Source organism: Microbacterium sp. GCS4, from assembly GCF_001262495.1.
GTDB lineage: Bacteria > Actinomycetota > Actinomycetes > Actinomycetales > Microbacteriaceae > Microbacterium.
The window spans coordinates 225,244-242,807 of the sequence record NZ_LGYE01000002.1 but is presented as its reverse complement, the minus strand read 5'-3'; the positions used below and the strand labels follow the sequence as shown (position 1 = coordinate 242,807).

Sequence of the window (17,564 nt, the reverse complement as noted above, 5' to 3'; positions counted from 1 at the left end):
TCGTCGATTCGATCCGAGCGTCGGGGGCGGCGGGGACTCTCAGCCGACCAGGCGGATGCTCGTCGGCTCGATCACGCCCGTCCAGTCGAACTCGGCGCCGTTGCCGAACATGTAGATCGTCGCGTTCGCGAAGGGCACGATGTCGGCAGCCGCGAACAGGGCGCTCTCCGCCTCCTGCCACACGTCGCAGCCCTCGCTGCCGTTCATCTCGGACGCCCGAGCGACGGCATCCGTGTACTCCGCGTTCTCGATGGCCGAGAAGTTCGACCCCTCGGGCGGCACGGTGCCGCTCACGAAGCCGATGGCCTGGTCGGGGCTGTTGACGCTGAGCGTCAGCCATGCGACGTCCCACGCCCCGGTGCTGAAGGTCGCCTCCAGCAGCGCGGTCTCGTCCTGCTGCTTCCCGTCGACCTCCGCGCCGATGTCCTTCCAGGCCGAGAGCGCGAGCTCGGCGGCGGCTGCGGCGGCGGCGCCCAGACTGTTCTCGTACAGGAACGTCAGGCTCAGTCGCTGGCCGTCCTTGACGCGCACGCCGTCGGAGCCGCGCACCCACCCGGCCTCGTCGAGCGTCGCATTGGCGGCGTCGACGTCGAAGGCCGGGCGCGACTCGGCGATCGCGTCGTACGTGCACACGGTCGGCTCGACGACCGCGAGGGCCGTGGCAGGTCCCCCCTTGCCCGCGGTCATCACGTTCGCGAGCTCGTCGAGGTCGACCGCCTGGGTGAGCGCCATGCGCACGGCGGGGTCGCTCGTCGGGTGCCCCTCCGCGTGGTTGTACCACTGCTCGCCGGCGATTGCAGTGCCTTCACGCTGGAAGAGCCCGGCGCCGATCGCCCGGTCGGCGTCGGGGCCGGTGAGCTGCGCGGCGTTGGCCTCGCCCGAGAGCAGGAGGTTCGCCGCGGTCGTACCGTCGGAGACGACGCGGACGTTCACCTTCGCGGGGATGCCCTCCTCGTCGACCGTGGCCCCGCCGGGGCCCCAAGCGTAGTCCTCGCGCAGCTCGTACGTGTAGTGGTCGTTGGGCACGGCCTCGGTGAGGACGTACGGCCCGGTGCCGTCCGTGCCTGCCGCGAGCCCGTCGCGGTCGTTCAGCGAGGTGTCGCACACCATGGGGAGCCCCGAGAGACCGAGCAGGAGGAACGGCGCGGGGCTCGACAGTGTCATGGTGACGGTGTCGCCATCGGCCGCGCTGGACACGCCGACCGGGAGGAAGGCCCCGAGGAAGCCGCTCTGGTTCGCGGGATCGGAGATCCAGTTCAGGTTGTCGGCGGCGCTCTGCGCGGTGAACGGCGTGCCGTCACCGCAGGTGATGCCGTCCTGGATCTTCAGGGTCGCTGTGGTGCCGTCGACCTCCCACTCGGTGGCGAGCTGGCTGCGCACCTCACCGTCGGAGTCGACACTGACGAGGGTGTCGTACGCGAGCTTGCTGATGTCGAACAGCGCGCTGCCCGCCGACAGCTGCGGGTCGAGACTGCCGGGGTCGGAGCCGAGGATCTCGGTGAAGGTGCCGCCCTTCACCGGCTCTCCTCCACCTCCGTCGGTCCCGCACCCGGTGAGCACGGTGGCGAGAGCGGTCACGCCGACCACGACGGTGACGGCGGTGCGATTCGGTGTCATGACGTTCCTCCAGGCAGTGGGTTCGTGCTTCTCGGGGTGCACGCCGCGTGGCGACGAGGGGATCGGATGGTCAGCGGGACCGCGGGACGGCGCGGCCGAAATGGATGTACGAGGCGCGGCCGTCGTCGCCCGGCGCGAGGAAGGCGAGCACGAGGTGCCGGCCGTCCTTCGGCTCCCGGGCGATGAGCGATCCTTGCTCGAAGCGGACGAGTTCGTCGGTCGAGGGCTCGGCGCCGAGCGCGCTCAGCTCGGGTGCCGGGCGCTGCTCGAGCCACAGGCGCCCCTCCATGTCCCGCGACACCTCCATCTCGACGGTCGAGTTCGCGTAGACGCCGAGGAAGCCGTCCACGTCGACGTCCGCGGGATCGGGTGCGGTGGAGTCGGATGCCGACGGAAGCGGTGCCGCGGGCAGGCCCGCCCCGGTGAGTTCGCGCAGGAGCGGGTCGGCCAGGTCGTGGAAGAGGCCCGCGCCGTCGCCGCCGTTCGTGAGCAGTACGACGGCCACACCCGCCTCCGGGGCGATCCGCAGGAACGACGACTGACCGACCGTGTTGCCGTCATGGCCGAAGAGCACGACGCCCTCGGCGCGATCGATCTCCCATCCGAGACCCCAGGCCGCCCCCATCCCGGTCAGCCGAGGCAGTCGCACCGCGGCTGCGCGCATGGTCGCCGCGGATCCGGACGACACGATGGCGCTCTCGGCATCCGGCCCGGACGAGCCGTCAGCCGCACGAAGGTGCGCGTGGGCGAAGGCGGCGAGGTCGCGGGCCGTCATCGCCAGCATCGATCCCGCGGGTTCGTTCGACCGCGCCATCGCCCAGAAGGGAGCGGGCTGCGGTTCGCCGTCCGGGGCATCCAGATGTCCGACGGCGACGCGGTGCACGATGGCCTCGTAGGGACTGGGCGAGACGCTGGGCAGGTCCAGAGGCGTCGCGAGATGCGTCAGCAGCGCCTGCTCCCAGGTGGTGCCGCGCAGGCGCTCGACGAGTCGACCGAGAAGCACGTAGCCGGCGTTGCTGTACGAGAACAGCGCGCCGGGCTCGAATATCTGCGGGGCCTCGGCGAGCAGCGTCACGTACTTCTCGACGGCGTCGTCGCCGCGTCCGGTGTCGGTGAAGATGTCGCCCTCGAAACCGGAGCGGTGGCTGAGGAGCTGGCGCACGGTGATCGTGGCGGCCGCGTTCTCGTCCGCGAGCGCGAATTCCGGGAGGTACGAGCGGAGCGGGGCGTCGAGGTCGACCAGACCTTCGTCGACCAGCTGCATCACGAGCGTGGCCGTCCACCCCTTGGTGATCGAGCCGATCTGGAACACGGCGTCCGTGGTCGCCTCGATACGCGTGCGGGTGCTCAGGAGACCTGCGGCGTGCACGACGATCTCGCCGTCGACGAGGACGGCGACGGACGCGCCGGGCACTCCGCGCGCTTCCGCCCGAGATCCGAGGGTGGATCGCAGGTGGTCACGGACCTCTGAAGGGCTCTGCATGGCCTCACTCTAGGCACCGGGGGTGTCGACGTCGTTCGTTCAGTTCGACGGATGACAGCGGTCTCGTTCGGCCTCTCAGACGAATCCAGGAGACGACACGCGGACGCGGGTATCGATTCCGGCCTGGATTACTTAGACTGTCTAAGTAATGTCTGCGTCCGATGAAGCCCTCCACCTCACCGCGACAGACCTGCGCATGGCCGTGTTCCGGCTCGCGCGCCGCCTCCGCTGCGCCCGCGCGATCGACGCCATGAGCGATGCGCAGCTCGCTGTCCTCGCCACTCTCCGCATGCACGGCCGTCGCACGATCAGCGCTCTCGCCGAGCGCGAGCGCGTCACCGCGCCCTCCATGACGAGCATGATCAACGGCCTCGAGGAACAGGGCTACGTGGTCCGGATCCCCGACGACGAGGACCGGAGGCGCGTGCACGTCGACATCACGGAGACGGGCACCGCGATCGTGGCCGAGACCATCCAGCGCCGCGACGACCTCCTCGCCGACATGCTCGCCGAACTCGACTTCACCGACGACGAGCTCGCGACCCTGCGCGAGGCGAGTGCCCTGATACGCAAGGTGGTCGACCGATGAGCGCCATGTTCCGGTCGTTCGCGAACATCAACTACCGCATCTGGTTCGCGGGCGCGCTCGTCTCGAACGTCGGCGGGTGGATGCAGGCGACCGCTCAGGACTGGGTCGTCCTCACCGAGCTCACCGACAACGACGCGGCCGCCATGGGCGTGACGATGGCGCTGCAGTTCGGTCCGCCGCTCGTGCTCGTGAGCCTCACCGGATGGGTCGCCGACCGATTCGAGCGCCGCCGCATCCTGCTCGCGACCCAGACCTCCCTGCTGATCCTCGCGATCGCCGTCGGCACGCTGCTGCTGAACGGGCTCATGACGCTGCCGATGATGTTCGGCTTCGCGGCGGCCTTCGGCGTGGTCAACGCCTTCGACGCTCCGGCCCGCCAGGCGTTCGTGTCGGACATGGTGTCGGTCGGCGACACCTCCAACGCGGTCGCCCTCAATTCGGCATCCTTCAACCTCGCCCGCATGATCGGGCCCGCAGTCGGCGGCCTGCTCATCGTCGCGATCGGCTCCGGCTGGGTGTTCATCGCGAACGCCGCGACCTTCCTCGCGATGCTCGTCGCACTGCTGATGCTGCGCACCGGACAGCTCGCCCCCCGCCTCAAGAACCGCAGCCGCGGAGGTCTCGCCGCGGGCTTCCGGTACGTGTGGGGGCGCAGCGACCTGCGGGTCGTGTTCGTGACCGTGTTCCTGATCGGCGCGTTCGGCATGAACTTCCCGATCTTCGCCTCGACCATGGCACTCGAGTTCGGCGCGGGCGCCGACGGCTACGGCGTGCTCAGCTCGATCCTCGCGATCGGCTCGCTCGCCGGCGCGCTTCTCGCCGCCCGCCGTGACCGCGCCCGCGTGCGCGTCGTGATCTTCGCCGCCGGCGGCTTCGGCGTCGCGGCCTTCGTGTCGGCTGCGATGCCGACCTACCTCACCTACGCGATCACGCTCACGTTCACCGGATTCATGATCGTGACGCTGCTCACGACCGCGAACGGATACGTGCAGATGACGACCGACGCCGCGCTGCGCGGTCGCGTCCTCGCGCTGTACATGGCCGTCATCATGGGCTCGACCCCGGTGGGTGCGCCGATCGCCGGCTGGGTGGCCGACACCTTCGGACCCCGCAGCGCGATCATGCTCGGCGGCACCGCAGGGTTCGTCGCCTGCGCGATCGGTCTGACCTGGGTGCTCACCTCCGGACGGCTGAAGCGCCGCGAGGACCGGCGCTTCCTCCTCACGCTCGACGAGACGCGGCCGCTCAGCATCGTCGACGAGCCGGAGCTGGCCGAGCCCTCGGCATCCGCAGAGCCCGTCGACTACACGGAGAAGGCCACCGCGACGACCCCGATCCGGATCGCGAACCAGGACTGAGCGCCCGCGCTTTGTCAACGCCCTCTCGAGCGGATGCGGGCGCGCGTAGCGTCACCCCCATGGACGACAACACAGGACGCACCCCGCACCCCGAGCAGCCCGCCGAGGGCTCCCCCGACGTCAACCCCGAGCACAACACCGCCCCCGACGGCGAGGACGGCGGGGCGCAGGGCGCAGCTCAGGGCGGCGCGATCCAGGGAGACAGCGCGCACGGCGAATCGGCGCGCGGGGCCATCCAGGGCGAAGCCGAGGACGGAGACGCGCAGGGCGCGACGCAGGGCGGCGCGATCCAGGGAGACAGCTCCCACGGAGAGTCGCCGCACGGCGCGATCCAGGGCGACGCGAACCCCGACCGGGGCGCGCACCTGGGCGGCGACGCGACGACCGAGGAGCAGCTCGACGCCGACACCGAGGTCGAGCGCGACACGCTGCGCACCCTCGACCCCGACGACACACCCGCCTGAGCGGGTGCGTGCTCGGGGCTACGCCCCCAGCACGTGCCGGAGCTGCTCGACGGCCCAGTCGAGTTCGGTCGCCCGCACGACGAGCGGCGGCGCGATGCGGATCGTCTGTCCGTGCGTGTCCTTGACGAGCACGCCGCGGTCGAGGAGCTTCTCGGCGATCTCGCGGCCCGTGCCCTTCGCGGGATCGATGTCGACGCCGGCCCACAGCCCCGCGATGCGCACGGCCGTGACGCCGTGCCCGATCAGGGGCTCGAGGGCCGCGGCGAGGTGCGCTCCGAGGGCGCGGGCGCGCTCCTGGAACTCCCCGGTCTCGAGCATCTCGACCACGCGCAGACCGACCGCCGCGGCGAGCGGGTTGCCGCCGAACGTCGAGCCGTGCTCGCCCGGCTGGATCACTCCGAGCACGTCGGTGTTCCCCACCACGGCCGACACGGGCAGGATGCCGCCGCCCAACGCCTTGCCCAGCAGATACAGGTCGGGCACGACGCCCTCCCGGTCGCACGCGAACGTCTCGCCCACACGCCCGAGGCCCGACTGGATCTCGTCGGCGATGAACAGCACGTTCTTCTCGTCACAGATCTCGCGGATGCGCCGCAGATAGCCCTCCGGCGGGATGATGACGCCGCCCTCGCCCTGAATGGGCTCGATCAGCACGGCGGCCGTATCGGCCGTGATCGCCGCGGCGACGGCATCCGCGTCCCCGTAGGGCACGACGTCGAAGCCGGGCGTGTACGGACCGAAGTCGGCGCGCGCCTCCTCGTCGTCGCTGAAGCTCACGATCGTCGTGGTGCGCCCGTGGAAGTTGCCGGCAGCGACGACGATGCGCGCGGCGCCGTCGGCGATGCCCTTGACCCGGTAGCCCCAGGCACGGGCCACCTTGATGCCGGTCTCGACGGCCTCGGCTCCGGTGTTCATCGGCAGCACCATGTCCTTGCCGGCGAGCTGCGCGAGCGCGGCGGCGAACGGCTCCAGCCGATCGCTCATGAACGCGCGGCTCGTGAGCGTGACCCTTCCGAGCTGCTCGGTGAGCGCGGCGACGAGGGCCGGATGCCGGTGCCCGAAGTTCACGGCGGAGTATGCCGCGAGCAGGTCGAGGTAGCGCTTGCCCTCCACGTCGGTGACCCAGGCGCCCTCGCCGCGGGCGATCATGACGGGCAGCGGGTGGTAGTTGTGCGCGACGTGGGGCTCGGCGACGTTCCCGGCCGCCGCCCCCGTGGTCTCGTCGAGCGCGGTCATGCGGCACCGCGCAGCTCGAGCGTGCAGCACTTGATCCCGCCGCCGCCGAGCAGCAGCTCCGACAGGTCGACCATGATCGGGTTGTAACCGCGCTCGCGCAGCTGCTTCTCGAAGCCGGTCGCCCGCGGCGAGATGACGACGTTGTAGCCGTCGCTGGCCGAGTTCAGGCCGAACACCGATCCGTCCTCGTCGGACACGAGGATCGCGTCCGGGAAGCGCTCCTCAAGGATCGCGCGGCTCTCCGCGTCGAAGGCGCCGGGCAGGTAGGCGATGTTGGCGCGCTCGGGGCCGCCGTTCTCGACACCCTGCACGGGGTCGAGCACCGCGATCGCGGTGTCGAGGTGGTAGAAGCGGGGGTCGACGAGGTTCAGCGACACGACCTCGCGGCCGAAGACCTCGCCGACCTCGCGGTGGCTGTCGCCCGTGGAGCGGAACCCGGTACCCGCGAGGATCACGTCGCCCACGAGCAGGAAGTCGCCCTCGCCCTCGTTGACCTCCTCGGGGATGACCGTGTCGTAGCCTGCGGCACGGAACCAGTCGGCGAACGCCGGGGCCTCGCCCTGACGCTCCACGAAGCGGAACTTGGGCACGTACGCCCGCCCGTCGATGAGGAAGCCGCCGTTCGCGGTGTAGACCATGTCGGGGTAGCCGGCGAGCGGCTCGATCAGCTCGACCTCGTGGCCCAGCTCGAGGTACAGGTCGTGCAGCTTCTGCCACTGGGCGACCGCCTTGGCCGTGTCGGTCGGCTTCGCCGGTTCCATCCACGGGTTGATCGAGTAGTTGACCGTGAAGTGCGAGGGCTCGCACATCAGGTACCGGCGGTGGTGGGCGGTGCGGACCGGCGTGGTCGTGGCCGTGGTTTCGACAGACATGGAGCTCCTCGAACGGATGCGGCGGACGCTGTCCAGGGGCCCGGCGGTCCTTCGACCCGTGCCGCTCGCCGAGGAGCGAGTGCGGGGAAGATGCGACTCGAGCACGCCGGGACCATTCTGTCACCCGCCTCCCCAGCCCGTCTATTTCTGCCGTATGGCGCGAATAGACGGGCGGTTTGTGTCATACGGCAGAAACAGACGGGTGTGAGAGCACGACCACCTTGCCCACCGTGTGCCCGGCCTCGATGTGGCGGAGCGCCTCCCCGGCATCGTCGAACGCGTACTCGCGCTCGATCACGGGCGTGATGCGTCCATCTGCGGCCAGATCGAGGAGCGCCGAGAGCACTTCGGCGCGCGGGGTCGCCAGCAGCGGACGGATGCGGCGGCGCGACCCGATCGACCGCAGCGTCGCGGCGAGCAGACGCGGGATCGGCCCCAGCACGTGACCCCCGTTGCCCGCCGTCAGCACGACCGTGCCGCCAGCGCGGACGAGACGCTGCAGATCGCGGAGAGGGATGCCGCCGGCGATGTCGACCACGGCGTCGAAATGCCCTTCGGGCAGCGTCGACAGAGGCGTACGACGATGGTCGAGCGTGCGGACCGCGCCGAGGTGCTCGACGAGACGGGCGTTGCGCTCCCCGCACGTCGCCCACACCTCGGCACCGCGCAGCGCGGCGAGTTGCACCGTGAAGGTGCCGACACCGCCGGAGGCGCCGATCACGAGGACGCGCCCCGCGCCGGCATCCGGCGCCCCACCTGCCGTGCGGATGCCGACGCCGGCGAGGTCGAGCGCCTGCCACGCCGTGCCGCCGGCCACGGGCAGGGTCGCGGCGACGTCGGACGGGACGTCGGGCGGCACGGCGACGAGACGCGACGAGGGCACCGCGACGTGCGAGGCGAGGCCTCCGCCGCCGACGAGCTCGCCGACCATCCGGCTGCCGAGCTCCACGCCGATCGCCTCGGGGCCGAGCTCGACCACGGTGCCTGCGACCTCCATCCCCCGCACGGGGTTCTTGGGGCGGGTGAGACCGAAGGCCGGACGCACGACCAGCGGATCGCCGAGCATCAGGCGGACGTCTCCCGCGTTGAGCGAGGTCGCCTCGACCCGCAGCACGACCTCGCCGCGGCGCGGCACGGGCATCGGACGCTGCGTGAGGCGGATGCCGTCGGCCGGTCCGTAGGTGTCGCGGCTCCACGCGGGCATGGTGGCGGCCGTGGTGGCGGGAGTGAAGTGTGAGGCGTTCATGTCAGTCCTCCGTCGATGCGGCGTCGGGGTATTGGAACAGATCGTCGAGGCCGACGCCGAAGGCTCGGGCGATCTGGAACGCGAGCTCGAGCGTCGGGGAGTACTTCTCCTGCTCGATCGCGATGAGGGTCTGCCGGGTCACGCCGATCGTGCGGGCGAGCTCGGCCTGGGTGAGGCCGGCGGACTCGCGGTGGGCGCGGATGCGGTTGGAGACGAGGGTCGACTTGACCATCACACGAGCCCCCGCCGGTAGGCGATGGCCCGGGCGACCCCGCCGACCACGGCCGAGACGGCGAATCCGGCGAACATGGTGTTCGCGATCCAGAACACGTCGGCCCCGATCGCGCACAGCAGGATCACGCCGAGCCCGGCGAGCACGAGGAACGACTGCTCGACCCTGGTGCCCATGCGGCTGATGTCCCGGTCGCGGATGTCGGACTTCCCGACGCCCTCGGGGTCGCGCGCGCCGGCGACGATGCCCCACACGACGCTGACGACGATGGTCGCGACGATGCCGATGCCGATCGTCCACAGCATGAGCGGGAACCAGTCGATCGTCTCGACGGGCCGACCTGCCGCCTGCTGCAGGATGATCACGATGTAGGCGGGGATCACGAGGATGCTGACAATGAGTCCCGCCCAGACATTGCGCTCTTCGTAGACCATGACAGCCTCCCATGTAAAAGATTGTTTACATGGGAGAGTACGGCGACCCGGCATTCGGTGTCAAGAATTCTTTACATACTGCATGCGGGACGCTCAGATGACCTCGGCGCTCCAGTCGTCGGGATTGCCGTAGCGGTGCGCCGTGATCGCGATCGCCTGCTCGTGCACGAACGGCAGCAGCTCGATGCGGCCCGCCGACGTCACCTCGCCGTCGTACACCGCCAGATCGGGATCGCCGTCGAGAGCCGCAGCGAGAGCGCCGTGCAGCGCGGCGACCGAGGCCCGCTGCCCCACGATCCGCACACGGGCGGGACGCTCGGGCGACCGCATCCGCGCGATCCACTCCTCCTCGGCCTCCATGTACACGACCGCGCCGAGGTCGCCCAACGCGTGCCGCACCGCCGAGGGTAGACCCACCGGAGTCGAGAGCGTGAACGCCGCCCCCGCCCGCACCGCCGCGACGACGACCCGCAGCAGCTCCTGCCACCCGGCATCCGCCGTCGCCCTGATCGCGACCGGCACCGGCCGGTACCGGAACAGGTTGCGCTCCACCCCGAGCTGCGAGACGTCGCGGACACGTCCGAACTCGCGGTCCCAGGCGAGCGCATCCGACAGCGCCGAACGCCGCAGCCACTCGAACGCCTCGTAGTCGAGCGACGACTGCGCGGCCTCGATGGTCTCGGTGATGCGCGAGTCGAGGCCCCGCAGGTGCAGCGTGCTCGAGACAGGACCGGAGCCGCGCGAGCGCCAGGTGCCGAGCCCGATCAGGTAGTTGGGGCCGCCGGCTTTCGCGCCGGGGCCGACCGAGGAGCGCTTCCATCCGCCGAACGGCTGCCGCTGCACGATCGCCCCCGTGATGCCGCGGTTCACGTAGAGGTTCCCGGCCTGCACGCGGTCGAGCCAGAGGCCGACGTCGTCGGGGTCCTGCGTGTACAGCCCCGCCGTGAGGCCGTAGGCGACCGCGTTCTGCATCTCGATCGCCGCCTCCAGCGTCGGCGCGTGCATGACACCCAGCACCGGCCCGAAGAACTCCTCGGTGTGGAAGCGCGAGCCCGGCTGCACGCCGACCCGGATGCCGGGGCGCCAGAGCCGTCCGGAGGGATCGTCGGCGGCGACAGCGGGTTCGATCAGCCACTGCTCGTCGCCCTCCAGCTCGGTCAACGCCCACGCGAGCTTTCCCTGCGGTCGCTCGATCACCGGACCCATCTCGGAGCGCGGGTCCTCGGGCCAGCCGACGTGCAGCGAGCGTGTCGCGTCCGCGAGCTGACGCGCGAACCGCTGCGAGCGCCCCACCGGACCCACGAGGATCGCGAGCGACGCCGCCGAGCATTTCTGCCCGGCGTGACCGAAGGCGCTGCGCACCAGGTCGGACACCGCGAGGTCGAGGTCGGCCGAGGGCGTCACGATCATGGCGTTCTTGCCGCTCGTCTCGGCGAGCAGCGGCAGATCGGGCCGCCACGAACGGAACAGCGCCGCCGTCTCCCACGACCCGGTGAGGATCACCCGGTCGACCGCGGGGTGCGCGATCAGCGTCCGCCCGAGATCCCCTTCCTCGATGTCGACCAGAGCGAGGGCATCGCGGGGCACGCCCACCTGCCACAGCGTCTCGGCGATCACCGCGGCGCAGCGGCGCGATTGGGGTGCGGGCTTGAACACGACGCCCGACCCCGCGGCGAGCGCGGCGAGCACCCCTCCGGCGGGGATCGCGAGCGGGAAGTTCCACGGCGGCGCCACGACGGTCACGCGCGCCGGTTCGAAGGCGGCGCCGGCGACGGCATCCAGCTCCCTCGCCTTCGCGGCGTAGTAGCGCGCGAAGTCGACCGCCTCGCTGACCTCCACGTCGGCCTCGGCGAACACCTTGCCGGTCTCGGACGCGGCCACCTCGATCAGCTCGCCGCGGCGTCCCTCCAGCGCGGCGGCGGCCCGCAGCAGCACCTCCGCGCGTTCGGCGGCCGGGCGCGCGCCCCAGCTGGCGCCGGCATCCCGGACGCGGGCGACCGTGTTCTCGAGCACCGCGGCGTCGTCGATGCGCGCGGCGGCGATCGTCTCCTCGCCGAGCGTCGATCCGGCGATGCGCGCGTGCACCTCGTGCGCCCAGGCCCGGTTCGCGGGCAGGGAGGCGTCGCTGTCGGGAGTGTTCTCGAAGCCCGGCGCTCCGCCGGTGCCGCGTTCGACCTCGCGCGGGTCGTACACCGCGGTCTCGAGGAACGGCCCTCCCCCGTCGCCGGATCCGCGCGAGATCCCGAGCACGGCCTTCGTGAGGTCCTGCTCGGGGGCGGGGGCGACGGGCGCCGGGCGCATCGACTCGTGCACGGGTGCGCTGCGATCCTGCGTGCGTCGCGGCCCCGTGCGCAGGTCGGGCGATGCGGAGCGGTCGAGGGCGTCGAGGAAGCGGTCCTGCTCGCGCACGAACAGCGCCTCGTCGTCGCCGAGCCGGAACGCCGCCGAGAGGAAGTTCTCCGAGGAGGCGTTCTCCTCGAGGCGGCGCACGAGGTAGCTGATCGCGACGTCGAACTCGTCGGGCTTGACGACGGGGACGTACAGCAGCACCTCGCCGACCTCGCGGGACACGGCCTGCACCTGCCCCTGCGCCATGCCGAGCAGCATCTCGAACTCGATCGGCGGCTGGCCGGCGATCGACGCCACGCCGTCAGCGGCCGTCGCACCCACCAGGCCGCGCTCCCCCGCGAGCAGCCAGGCGTAGGCGATGCCGAAGAGGTTGTGCCCGGCGACGCCCAGGTGCACGGCGGCGATGTTCTCGGGCCGCAGCGCCCAGTCGAGGCAGCGGAGGTAGTTCGCGTCGGTGTCGACCTTGGTGTCGTAGGTCGCGACGGGCCAGCCGTGCATGGTCGCCTCGACGTGCTCCATCGCGAGGTTCGCGCCCTTCACGAGCCGCACCTTGATGAGCGCTCCGCCGTGCTGCACGCGCTCGCGCGCCCAGGCGGTGAGCTCCTGCAGCGCGGGCAGCGCATCGGGCAGGTAGGCCTGCAGGACGATGCCGCCCTCGAGTCCCTGCAGTCGCGGGTCCTCGAGGATGCGCGTGAACACCGCGATCGTGAGATCGAGGTCGCGGTACTCCTCCATGTCGAGGTTGATGAACGTGCGGTCGGTTGCCGCGGTCACGTATAGCGGCAGGAGTCGCTCGACCACTGCATCCACCACGTCGTCGAACGCCCACATCGAGATGTGGCTCATGATCGCCGACACCTTGACCGAGACGTAGTCCACGTCGGGCCGGCGGATGAGGTCGTGGATGCCGTCGAGACGACGCTTCGCCTCGGCTTCGCCGAGCACGGCCTCGCCCAGCAGGTTGAGGTTCAGGCGGGCCCCGGACTCGCGGATCTTCGCGATGGCCGGTCCGAGCTTGGCGGGCCGGGCGTCGACCACGAGGTGTTCGACCATCTCGCGCAGCACCCGGCGGGCGATCGGCACGACCGGCGCGGGGAGGACGGGCGCGACGCCGCCGCCGATCCTCACGGCCGACCGCAGGTACCAGGGCAGGAAGTCGGGCACGATCGGCGCGATGCGGTGCAGCTGGGATGCCGCAGCGCCGAGGCTCTCCGGGCGCATGACGCCGTCGACGAAGCCGAGCGTGAAGGGCAGCCCGTTGGCGTCCTGCAGCACTCCCGCGAGGCGCTCGGCGGCCGGGTCGACGTCTGCGGCCGCGGATTCGGCGACCCACCGGCGCGCGAGCTCGATCGCGCGATCCGCGAGGGTGTCGGATGCGGGGGCGGAAGGCGTCGGGTCGGCCATGTGCTCAGCCTAGGACCGCGGCCTCGTCGCACGGCCGCCCCGCGCCGCCGGTGACACCGGACGAGCCGCCGATCCGCTGGTGCTGTGCGGCTGACGGTGGGCGAGCCGTTCGAGGTCTCCGGTCGAGACGGATCCTCAGCCCGACACGATTATTCGGTACGTGCCGGATCCTGCGGGTGGACACGCATCGAGCGGGTCATCGGAGGCATCAGGCGACTGGACAGCCGCAGGAGTCCCGCCGATGGAAGGTGGTGTCGATCACTCGGTGCGCGAACGGGCTGGTGTCCCCCTCCATGCGATCGAACAGCAGCTCCACGGCCACGCGTCCGAGTCCCGCGACGTCCTGCGCGGCGCAGGTGAGGCCGGGGGTGAAGAGATCGGCCCACTCGAAGTCGTCGTAAGAGACGAGAGCGAGGTCGTCGGGGATCCGCAGGCCGGCGGATTTCGCGGCACGCATGGCTCCGAGAGTCATGGCGTTGTTGAAGGCGACGATGCCCGTGGCGCGATCGGATTCTCCGAGCATGGCGCCGACGACCCGTTCGGCGTTCTCGGTGCGCGAGTCACCGCGCAGGATGAGGGCCTCGTCGATCGGGAGGCCCGCTCGCTTCATGGCGTCGCGATATCCCTGGAGTCGCTCGTCGGTCGAGTCGAGACCGGCGAGACCGGCGATGGCGGCGATGCGCCGGTGGCCGTGCTCGATCAGATGCGTCGTGAGCTGGTCTGCAGTCCTCCGGTTCTCGGGGGTGACCCTGTCGCAGTCGAAGGGCGCGCCGCGGTCGACGAAGACCACCGGGGTGTCCGACTCCGCGACGCGCGCCGCTGCGGCGTCGGCGAATCCCGGCGACGGTGCCACGATCAACCCGTCGACCTGGCGGTCCAGGAGCGAATCGATCACCTTCAGTTCGGTCGCGGCCTCGTCGTGCGTGTCGCCGAGGATGAGCACGAAGCCGGCTTCGGAGACGCGGCGCTCGACGGTGTGGATGAGCGGGCCGAAGTAGGGGTTGGCGAGTCCGGAGATCGCGAGTCCCACGGTGTGCGAGCGTCCTCCGGCGAGCGTGCGGGCGACCGAGTTGCGGCGGTATCCGAGCTCGGCCACGGCTGCTTCGACGCGGAGCTGGGTGTCCTCGTTGACCTTGCGGGTCTGGTTCAGCACGTGCGAGACGGTGGTCGTCGATACTCCCGCGTGCCTCGCGACCTCATCCATCGTGACCACGATGGCACCTCCTCGACGACAGGGCGATCGGCCCTGTCGTCGAATCTAGCGCACAGCGCTTGCGCAAGCGCTTGCGCAAGCGCTTGCCCGTGTGTCATGATCGTCCTCACCAAGGTTGGACACAGCGAGATCAAAGGAGTTCTCCCATGAACGTCAGATTCACACGACTCACGAGGGCCGCAGGCGTGCTGCTCGCAGCCGGCGCACTGCTCGCCACCGCAGCCTGCGGGACGGCCGACCAGGACGGCGCCGATTCGCCGTCGTCCGACGACTCGATCAAGATCGGCCTCGTGACGAAGACCGACTCGAACCCCTTCTTCGTCAACATGCGCGAAGCCGCCAAGAAGGCCGCGGAGGACAACGGCGCCGAGCTCATCGCCCTCGCCGGGGCCTTCGACGGCGACAATGAGGGCCAGGTCGCGGCGATCGAGAACCTCGTGAGCCAGGGCGTCTCCGGCATCCTCATCACCCCGAGCTCGTCAGCGGGGATCCTCGCCGCCATCGAGCAGGCCAGGGACAGCGGCGTACTCGTCATCGCGCTCGACACCGCCACGGATCCCGAGGACGCGGTGGACGCGACCTTCGCGACGGACAACCACGCGGCCGGCGTCGCGCAGGGCGAATGGGTCCGCGCCAGCCTCGACGGCGACGAACCCCGCGTGCTCATGCTGGACGGAACCGCGGGTGGAACGGTCGATACCTTCCGCCACGAGGGGTTTCTCGAAGGAATCGGGCTCAGCGAGGACTCGCCCGAGATCCTCGGCAAGGAGAACACCAACGGCGATCAGACCAAGGCGCAGACCGCGATGGAGAACCTCCTGCAGCGTGCTCCCGATGCCAACGCGGTGTACACGATCAACGAGCCGGCGGCCGCCGGCGGGTACGCGGCGATCCTCGCCGCCGGACTCGAGGACCAGATCGTCATCGGGTCGATCGACGGCTCCTGCACCGGCGTCGAGAACGTGAAGAAGGGGATCATCGGAGCGACCGTGATGCAGTTCCCGGGAAAGATGGCCGAGCAGGGCGTCGCCGCGGTCGTGGCCTTCGCCCAGGACGGCACGAAGCCGTCGGGGTTCACCGACACGGGATCGACTCTCATCACAGACTCGCCCGTCGACGGAGTGGAGTCGCAGGACACCGCCTGGGGTGCGGAGAACTGCTGGGGCTGAGCCCCGGCGCCCCGATTCCCGACCAGCGGACCGTGCGTCCTCTCCCGCACGGTCCGCTCTCCGCAGAAGGAGCACTTCCATGTCGACACCCACCTCTGCCACCCCGGTGGCGCCTCCGCGTCCCAGAGCGCTCAGCTCTCTCGTGCGCGCCCCGCTCTTCGGATCCTCGATCGCCCTCCTCGCGGCGGTGATCGTCTTCAGCATCCTCTCGCCGCGCTTCCTGACGGCGGGCAATCTGTCCCTCGTCCTCCAGCAGTCCGTGGTGATCGGCATCCTCGCCGTCGCTCAGACGCTCGTCATCCTCACAGCGGGCATCGACCTGTCGATCGGAGCCATCGCCGTCCTCGGAACGATCGTGCTGGCGCAGACCGCGGGCGAGATCGGAGCCTTCGCCGGGCTCCTCATCACGCTTCTGGTCTGCGTCGCCCTCGGAGCGGTGAACGGCGGGCTGGTCACAGGATTGCGGCTGCCTCCGTTCATAGTGACCCTGGGCACGTTCACGGCGATCTTCGCGGCGACCCGGTTGTTCGCCGGGTCGCAGACCTTTCCGGTCACCGACCCGGTGGTCACGTTCCTCGGCACGACGTTCCGGATCGGGGCGTTCAGCACGACGTACGGAGTCATCGCGATGATCCTCGTCTACCTCGTGGTGGGCTATGCGCTGACGCAGACGGCGTGGGGCAAGCACGTCTACGCGGTGGGCGGCAACCCGGCGGCCGCCAGACTGTCGGGCGTCCGCTCGAACAGGACGACCCTGTCGGTGTACCTCGTGGCGGGCGTCATCGCGATGATCGCCGCATGGGCGGCGCTGGGGCGCATCCCGAACGCCGATCCCAACGCCTTCCAGAACGCCAACCTCGAGACGATCACCGCGGTGGTCATCGGTGGGACCAGCCTGTTCGGCGGCCGAGGGGGTGTGCTCGGCACCCTGATCGGGACACTCATCGTCGGCGTCCTCCGCAACGGACTCACCCTCGCGGGCGTCGACAACCTCTACCAGAACATCGCGACCGGAGTCCTGGTCATCGTCGCGGTGGCCGTCGACCAGGTCATGCGTCGCTCGACGACGCGGTGAGGAGCCGGACATGAGCGGACAGACCACCACTGAGACGCTCGCGCTGCAGGCGCGAGGACTCGTCAAGCGGTATGGCAGCGTCACCGCGATCAACGGAGCGGACTTCGACCTCCGTCGGGGCGAGGTGCTCGCCGTCATCGGCGACAACGGCGCAGGCAAGTCGAGTCTCATCAAGGCTCTCGCCGGCGCGATCATCCCGGATCAGGGGGAGATCCGGATGGGGGGTGAGGCTGTGACGTTCCGCAGCACCGGAGACGCGAGGGCGCACGGCATCGAGACGGTGTACCAGGACCTGGCCGTGATCCCGGCTCTGGACATCGCCTCGAATCTCTTCCTGGGGCGGGAGGTGCGCAGAAAGGGGATCATGGGGACCCTCTTCCGCCGTCTGGACGCCCCGGCGATGCGTGCTGAGGCGAAGAGTCACCTCGACGATCTGAAGATCGGCATCACGTCGGTCACCCAGGCCGTCGAGGACCTGTCGGGAGGGCAGCGGCAGGGGGTGGCCGTCTCCCGCGCGGCGGCGTTCGGCAAGGGGGTCATCATCATGGATGAGCCGACCGCGGCCCTGGGGGTCCGCGAATCGGGTCAGGTGATCGAGCTGATCAAGACGATCCGGGACCGGGGGATCCCCGTCGTCCTGATCAGTCACGACATGCCGCACGTGTTCGAGGTCGCGGACCGGATCCACATCCACCGCCTCGGCCGGCGCGCAGGTGTCGTCGATCCGAAGGCGCGCTCCATGTCGGAGGTCGTCGCCCTGATGACGGGCGCCGAGCGCCCGACCGACCTCGAGGCCGCAGGTGGGGCGTGACGTCGAGACGCG

General features: G+C 70.5%; 15 protein-coding genes. 6 read left to right on the top strand and 9 right to left on the bottom strand.

All coding sequences use genetic code 11. From position 1 onward, the window contains the following. Positions 1-39 precede the first annotated feature (39 nt). Both AKH00_RS08385 and AKH00_RS08380 read right to left on the bottom strand, forming a co-directional pair. Positions 40-1,617 (bottom strand): ABC transporter substrate-binding protein, encoded by a 1,578-nt coding sequence (locus AKH00_RS08385; protein ID WP_050722280.1) that lies wholly within the window; start codon positions 1,615-1,617, stop codon positions 40-42. A gap of 70 nt (positions 1,618-1,687) precedes the next feature. Next, positions 1,688-3,100, bottom strand: coding sequence for a serine hydrolase domain-containing protein (locus AKH00_RS08380; protein WP_050722279.1), 1,413 nt, complete (start codon positions 3,098-3,100; stop codon positions 1,688-1,690). Between the two features lie 148 nt (positions 3,101-3,248). Here AKH00_RS08380 and AKH00_RS08375 point away from each other — a divergent pair, with 148 nt between their 5' ends. From AKH00_RS08375 to AKH00_RS08365, 3 genes are read left to right on the top strand one after another with little or no spacing between them, the layout of a single operon-like run. After that, positions 3,249-3,689, top strand: a complete 441-nt coding sequence (locus tag AKH00_RS08375) for a MarR family winged helix-turn-helix transcriptional regulator (RefSeq protein ID WP_050722278.1) — start codon at positions 3,249-3,251, stop codon at positions 3,687-3,689. A 5-nt stretch (positions 3,690-3,694) separates the two neighbouring features. Beyond that, on the top strand, positions 3,695-5,047 hold the full coding sequence (locus AKH00_RS08370) for an MFS transporter (RefSeq protein WP_082297511.1): 1,353 nt from the start codon (positions 3,695-3,697) through the stop codon (positions 5,045-5,047). A 59-nt stretch (positions 5,048-5,106) separates the two neighbouring features. Beyond that, positions 5,107-5,511: a hypothetical protein gene (locus AKH00_RS08365; RefSeq protein WP_050722276.1), complete on the top strand. Its 405-nt coding sequence runs from the start codon at positions 5,107-5,109 to the stop codon at positions 5,509-5,511. Between the two features lie 18 nt (positions 5,512-5,529). Here AKH00_RS08365 and rocD read toward each other — a convergent pair whose 3' ends face one another. From rocD to AKH00_RS08330, 7 genes are all read right to left on the bottom strand, one after another. Next, the gene (gene rocD / locus AKH00_RS08360; RefSeq protein WP_050722275.1) at positions 5,530-6,747 is read right to left on the bottom strand and encodes an ornithine--oxo-acid transaminase; all 1,218 of its coding nucleotides are present in this window, start codon (positions 6,745-6,747) and stop codon (positions 5,530-5,532) included. Then, a complete protein-coding gene (ddaH, locus tag AKH00_RS08355) occupies positions 6,744-7,619 on the bottom strand; it encodes a dimethylargininase (RefSeq protein WP_050722274.1) in 876 nt (291 codons plus the stop codon). The genes rocD and ddaH overlap by 4 nt, the downstream gene beginning before the upstream one ends. 181 nt (positions 7,620-7,800) lie before the next feature. Further along, complete coding sequence (locus AKH00_RS08350) at positions 7,801-8,865, bottom strand: NAD(P)-dependent alcohol dehydrogenase (RefSeq protein WP_050722273.1); 1,065 nt, start codon at positions 8,863-8,865, stop codon at positions 7,801-7,803. Position 8,866: 1 nt separating this feature from the next. Continuing rightward, positions 8,867-9,097, bottom strand: coding sequence for a helix-turn-helix transcriptional regulator (locus AKH00_RS08345; protein WP_050722272.1), 231 nt, complete (start codon positions 9,095-9,097; stop codon positions 8,867-8,869). Further along, the gene (locus AKH00_RS08340; protein WP_050722271.1) at positions 9,097-9,531 is read right to left on the bottom strand and encodes a hypothetical protein; all 435 of its coding nucleotides are present in this window, start codon (positions 9,529-9,531) and stop codon (positions 9,097-9,099) included. The genes AKH00_RS08345 and AKH00_RS08340 overlap by 1 nt, the downstream gene beginning before the upstream one ends. A gap of 93 nt (positions 9,532-9,624) precedes the next feature. Continuing rightward, complete coding sequence (locus AKH00_RS08335; protein WP_050722270.1) at positions 9,625-13,284, bottom strand: proline dehydrogenase family protein; 3,660 nt, start codon at positions 13,282-13,284, stop codon at positions 9,625-9,627. A 208-nt stretch (positions 13,285-13,492) separates the two neighbouring features. Beyond that, positions 13,493-14,488, bottom strand: a complete 996-nt coding sequence (locus tag AKH00_RS08330) for a LacI family DNA-binding transcriptional regulator (RefSeq protein ID WP_235556758.1) — start codon at positions 14,486-14,488, stop codon at positions 13,493-13,495. Between the two features lie 155 nt (positions 14,489-14,643). On the opposite strand from AKH00_RS08330, the gene AKH00_RS08325 reads away from it, so the two are divergent. From AKH00_RS08325 to AKH00_RS08315, 3 genes are all read left to right on the top strand, one after another. Then, positions 14,644-15,666 (top strand): substrate-binding domain-containing protein, encoded by a 1,023-nt coding sequence (locus AKH00_RS08325; RefSeq protein WP_050722268.1) that lies wholly within the window; start codon positions 14,644-14,646, stop codon positions 15,664-15,666. 79 nt (positions 15,667-15,745) lie between these two features. After that, a complete protein-coding gene (locus AKH00_RS08320; RefSeq protein ID WP_050722267.1) occupies positions 15,746-16,741 on the top strand; it encodes an ABC transporter permease in 996 nt (331 codons plus the stop codon). A 10-nt stretch (positions 16,742-16,751) separates the two neighbouring features. Continuing rightward, on the top strand, positions 16,752-17,552 hold the full coding sequence (locus AKH00_RS08315) for an ATP-binding cassette domain-containing protein (RefSeq protein WP_050722266.1): 801 nt from the start codon (positions 16,752-16,754) through the stop codon (positions 17,550-17,552). Positions 17,553-17,564 lie beyond the last annotated feature (12 nt).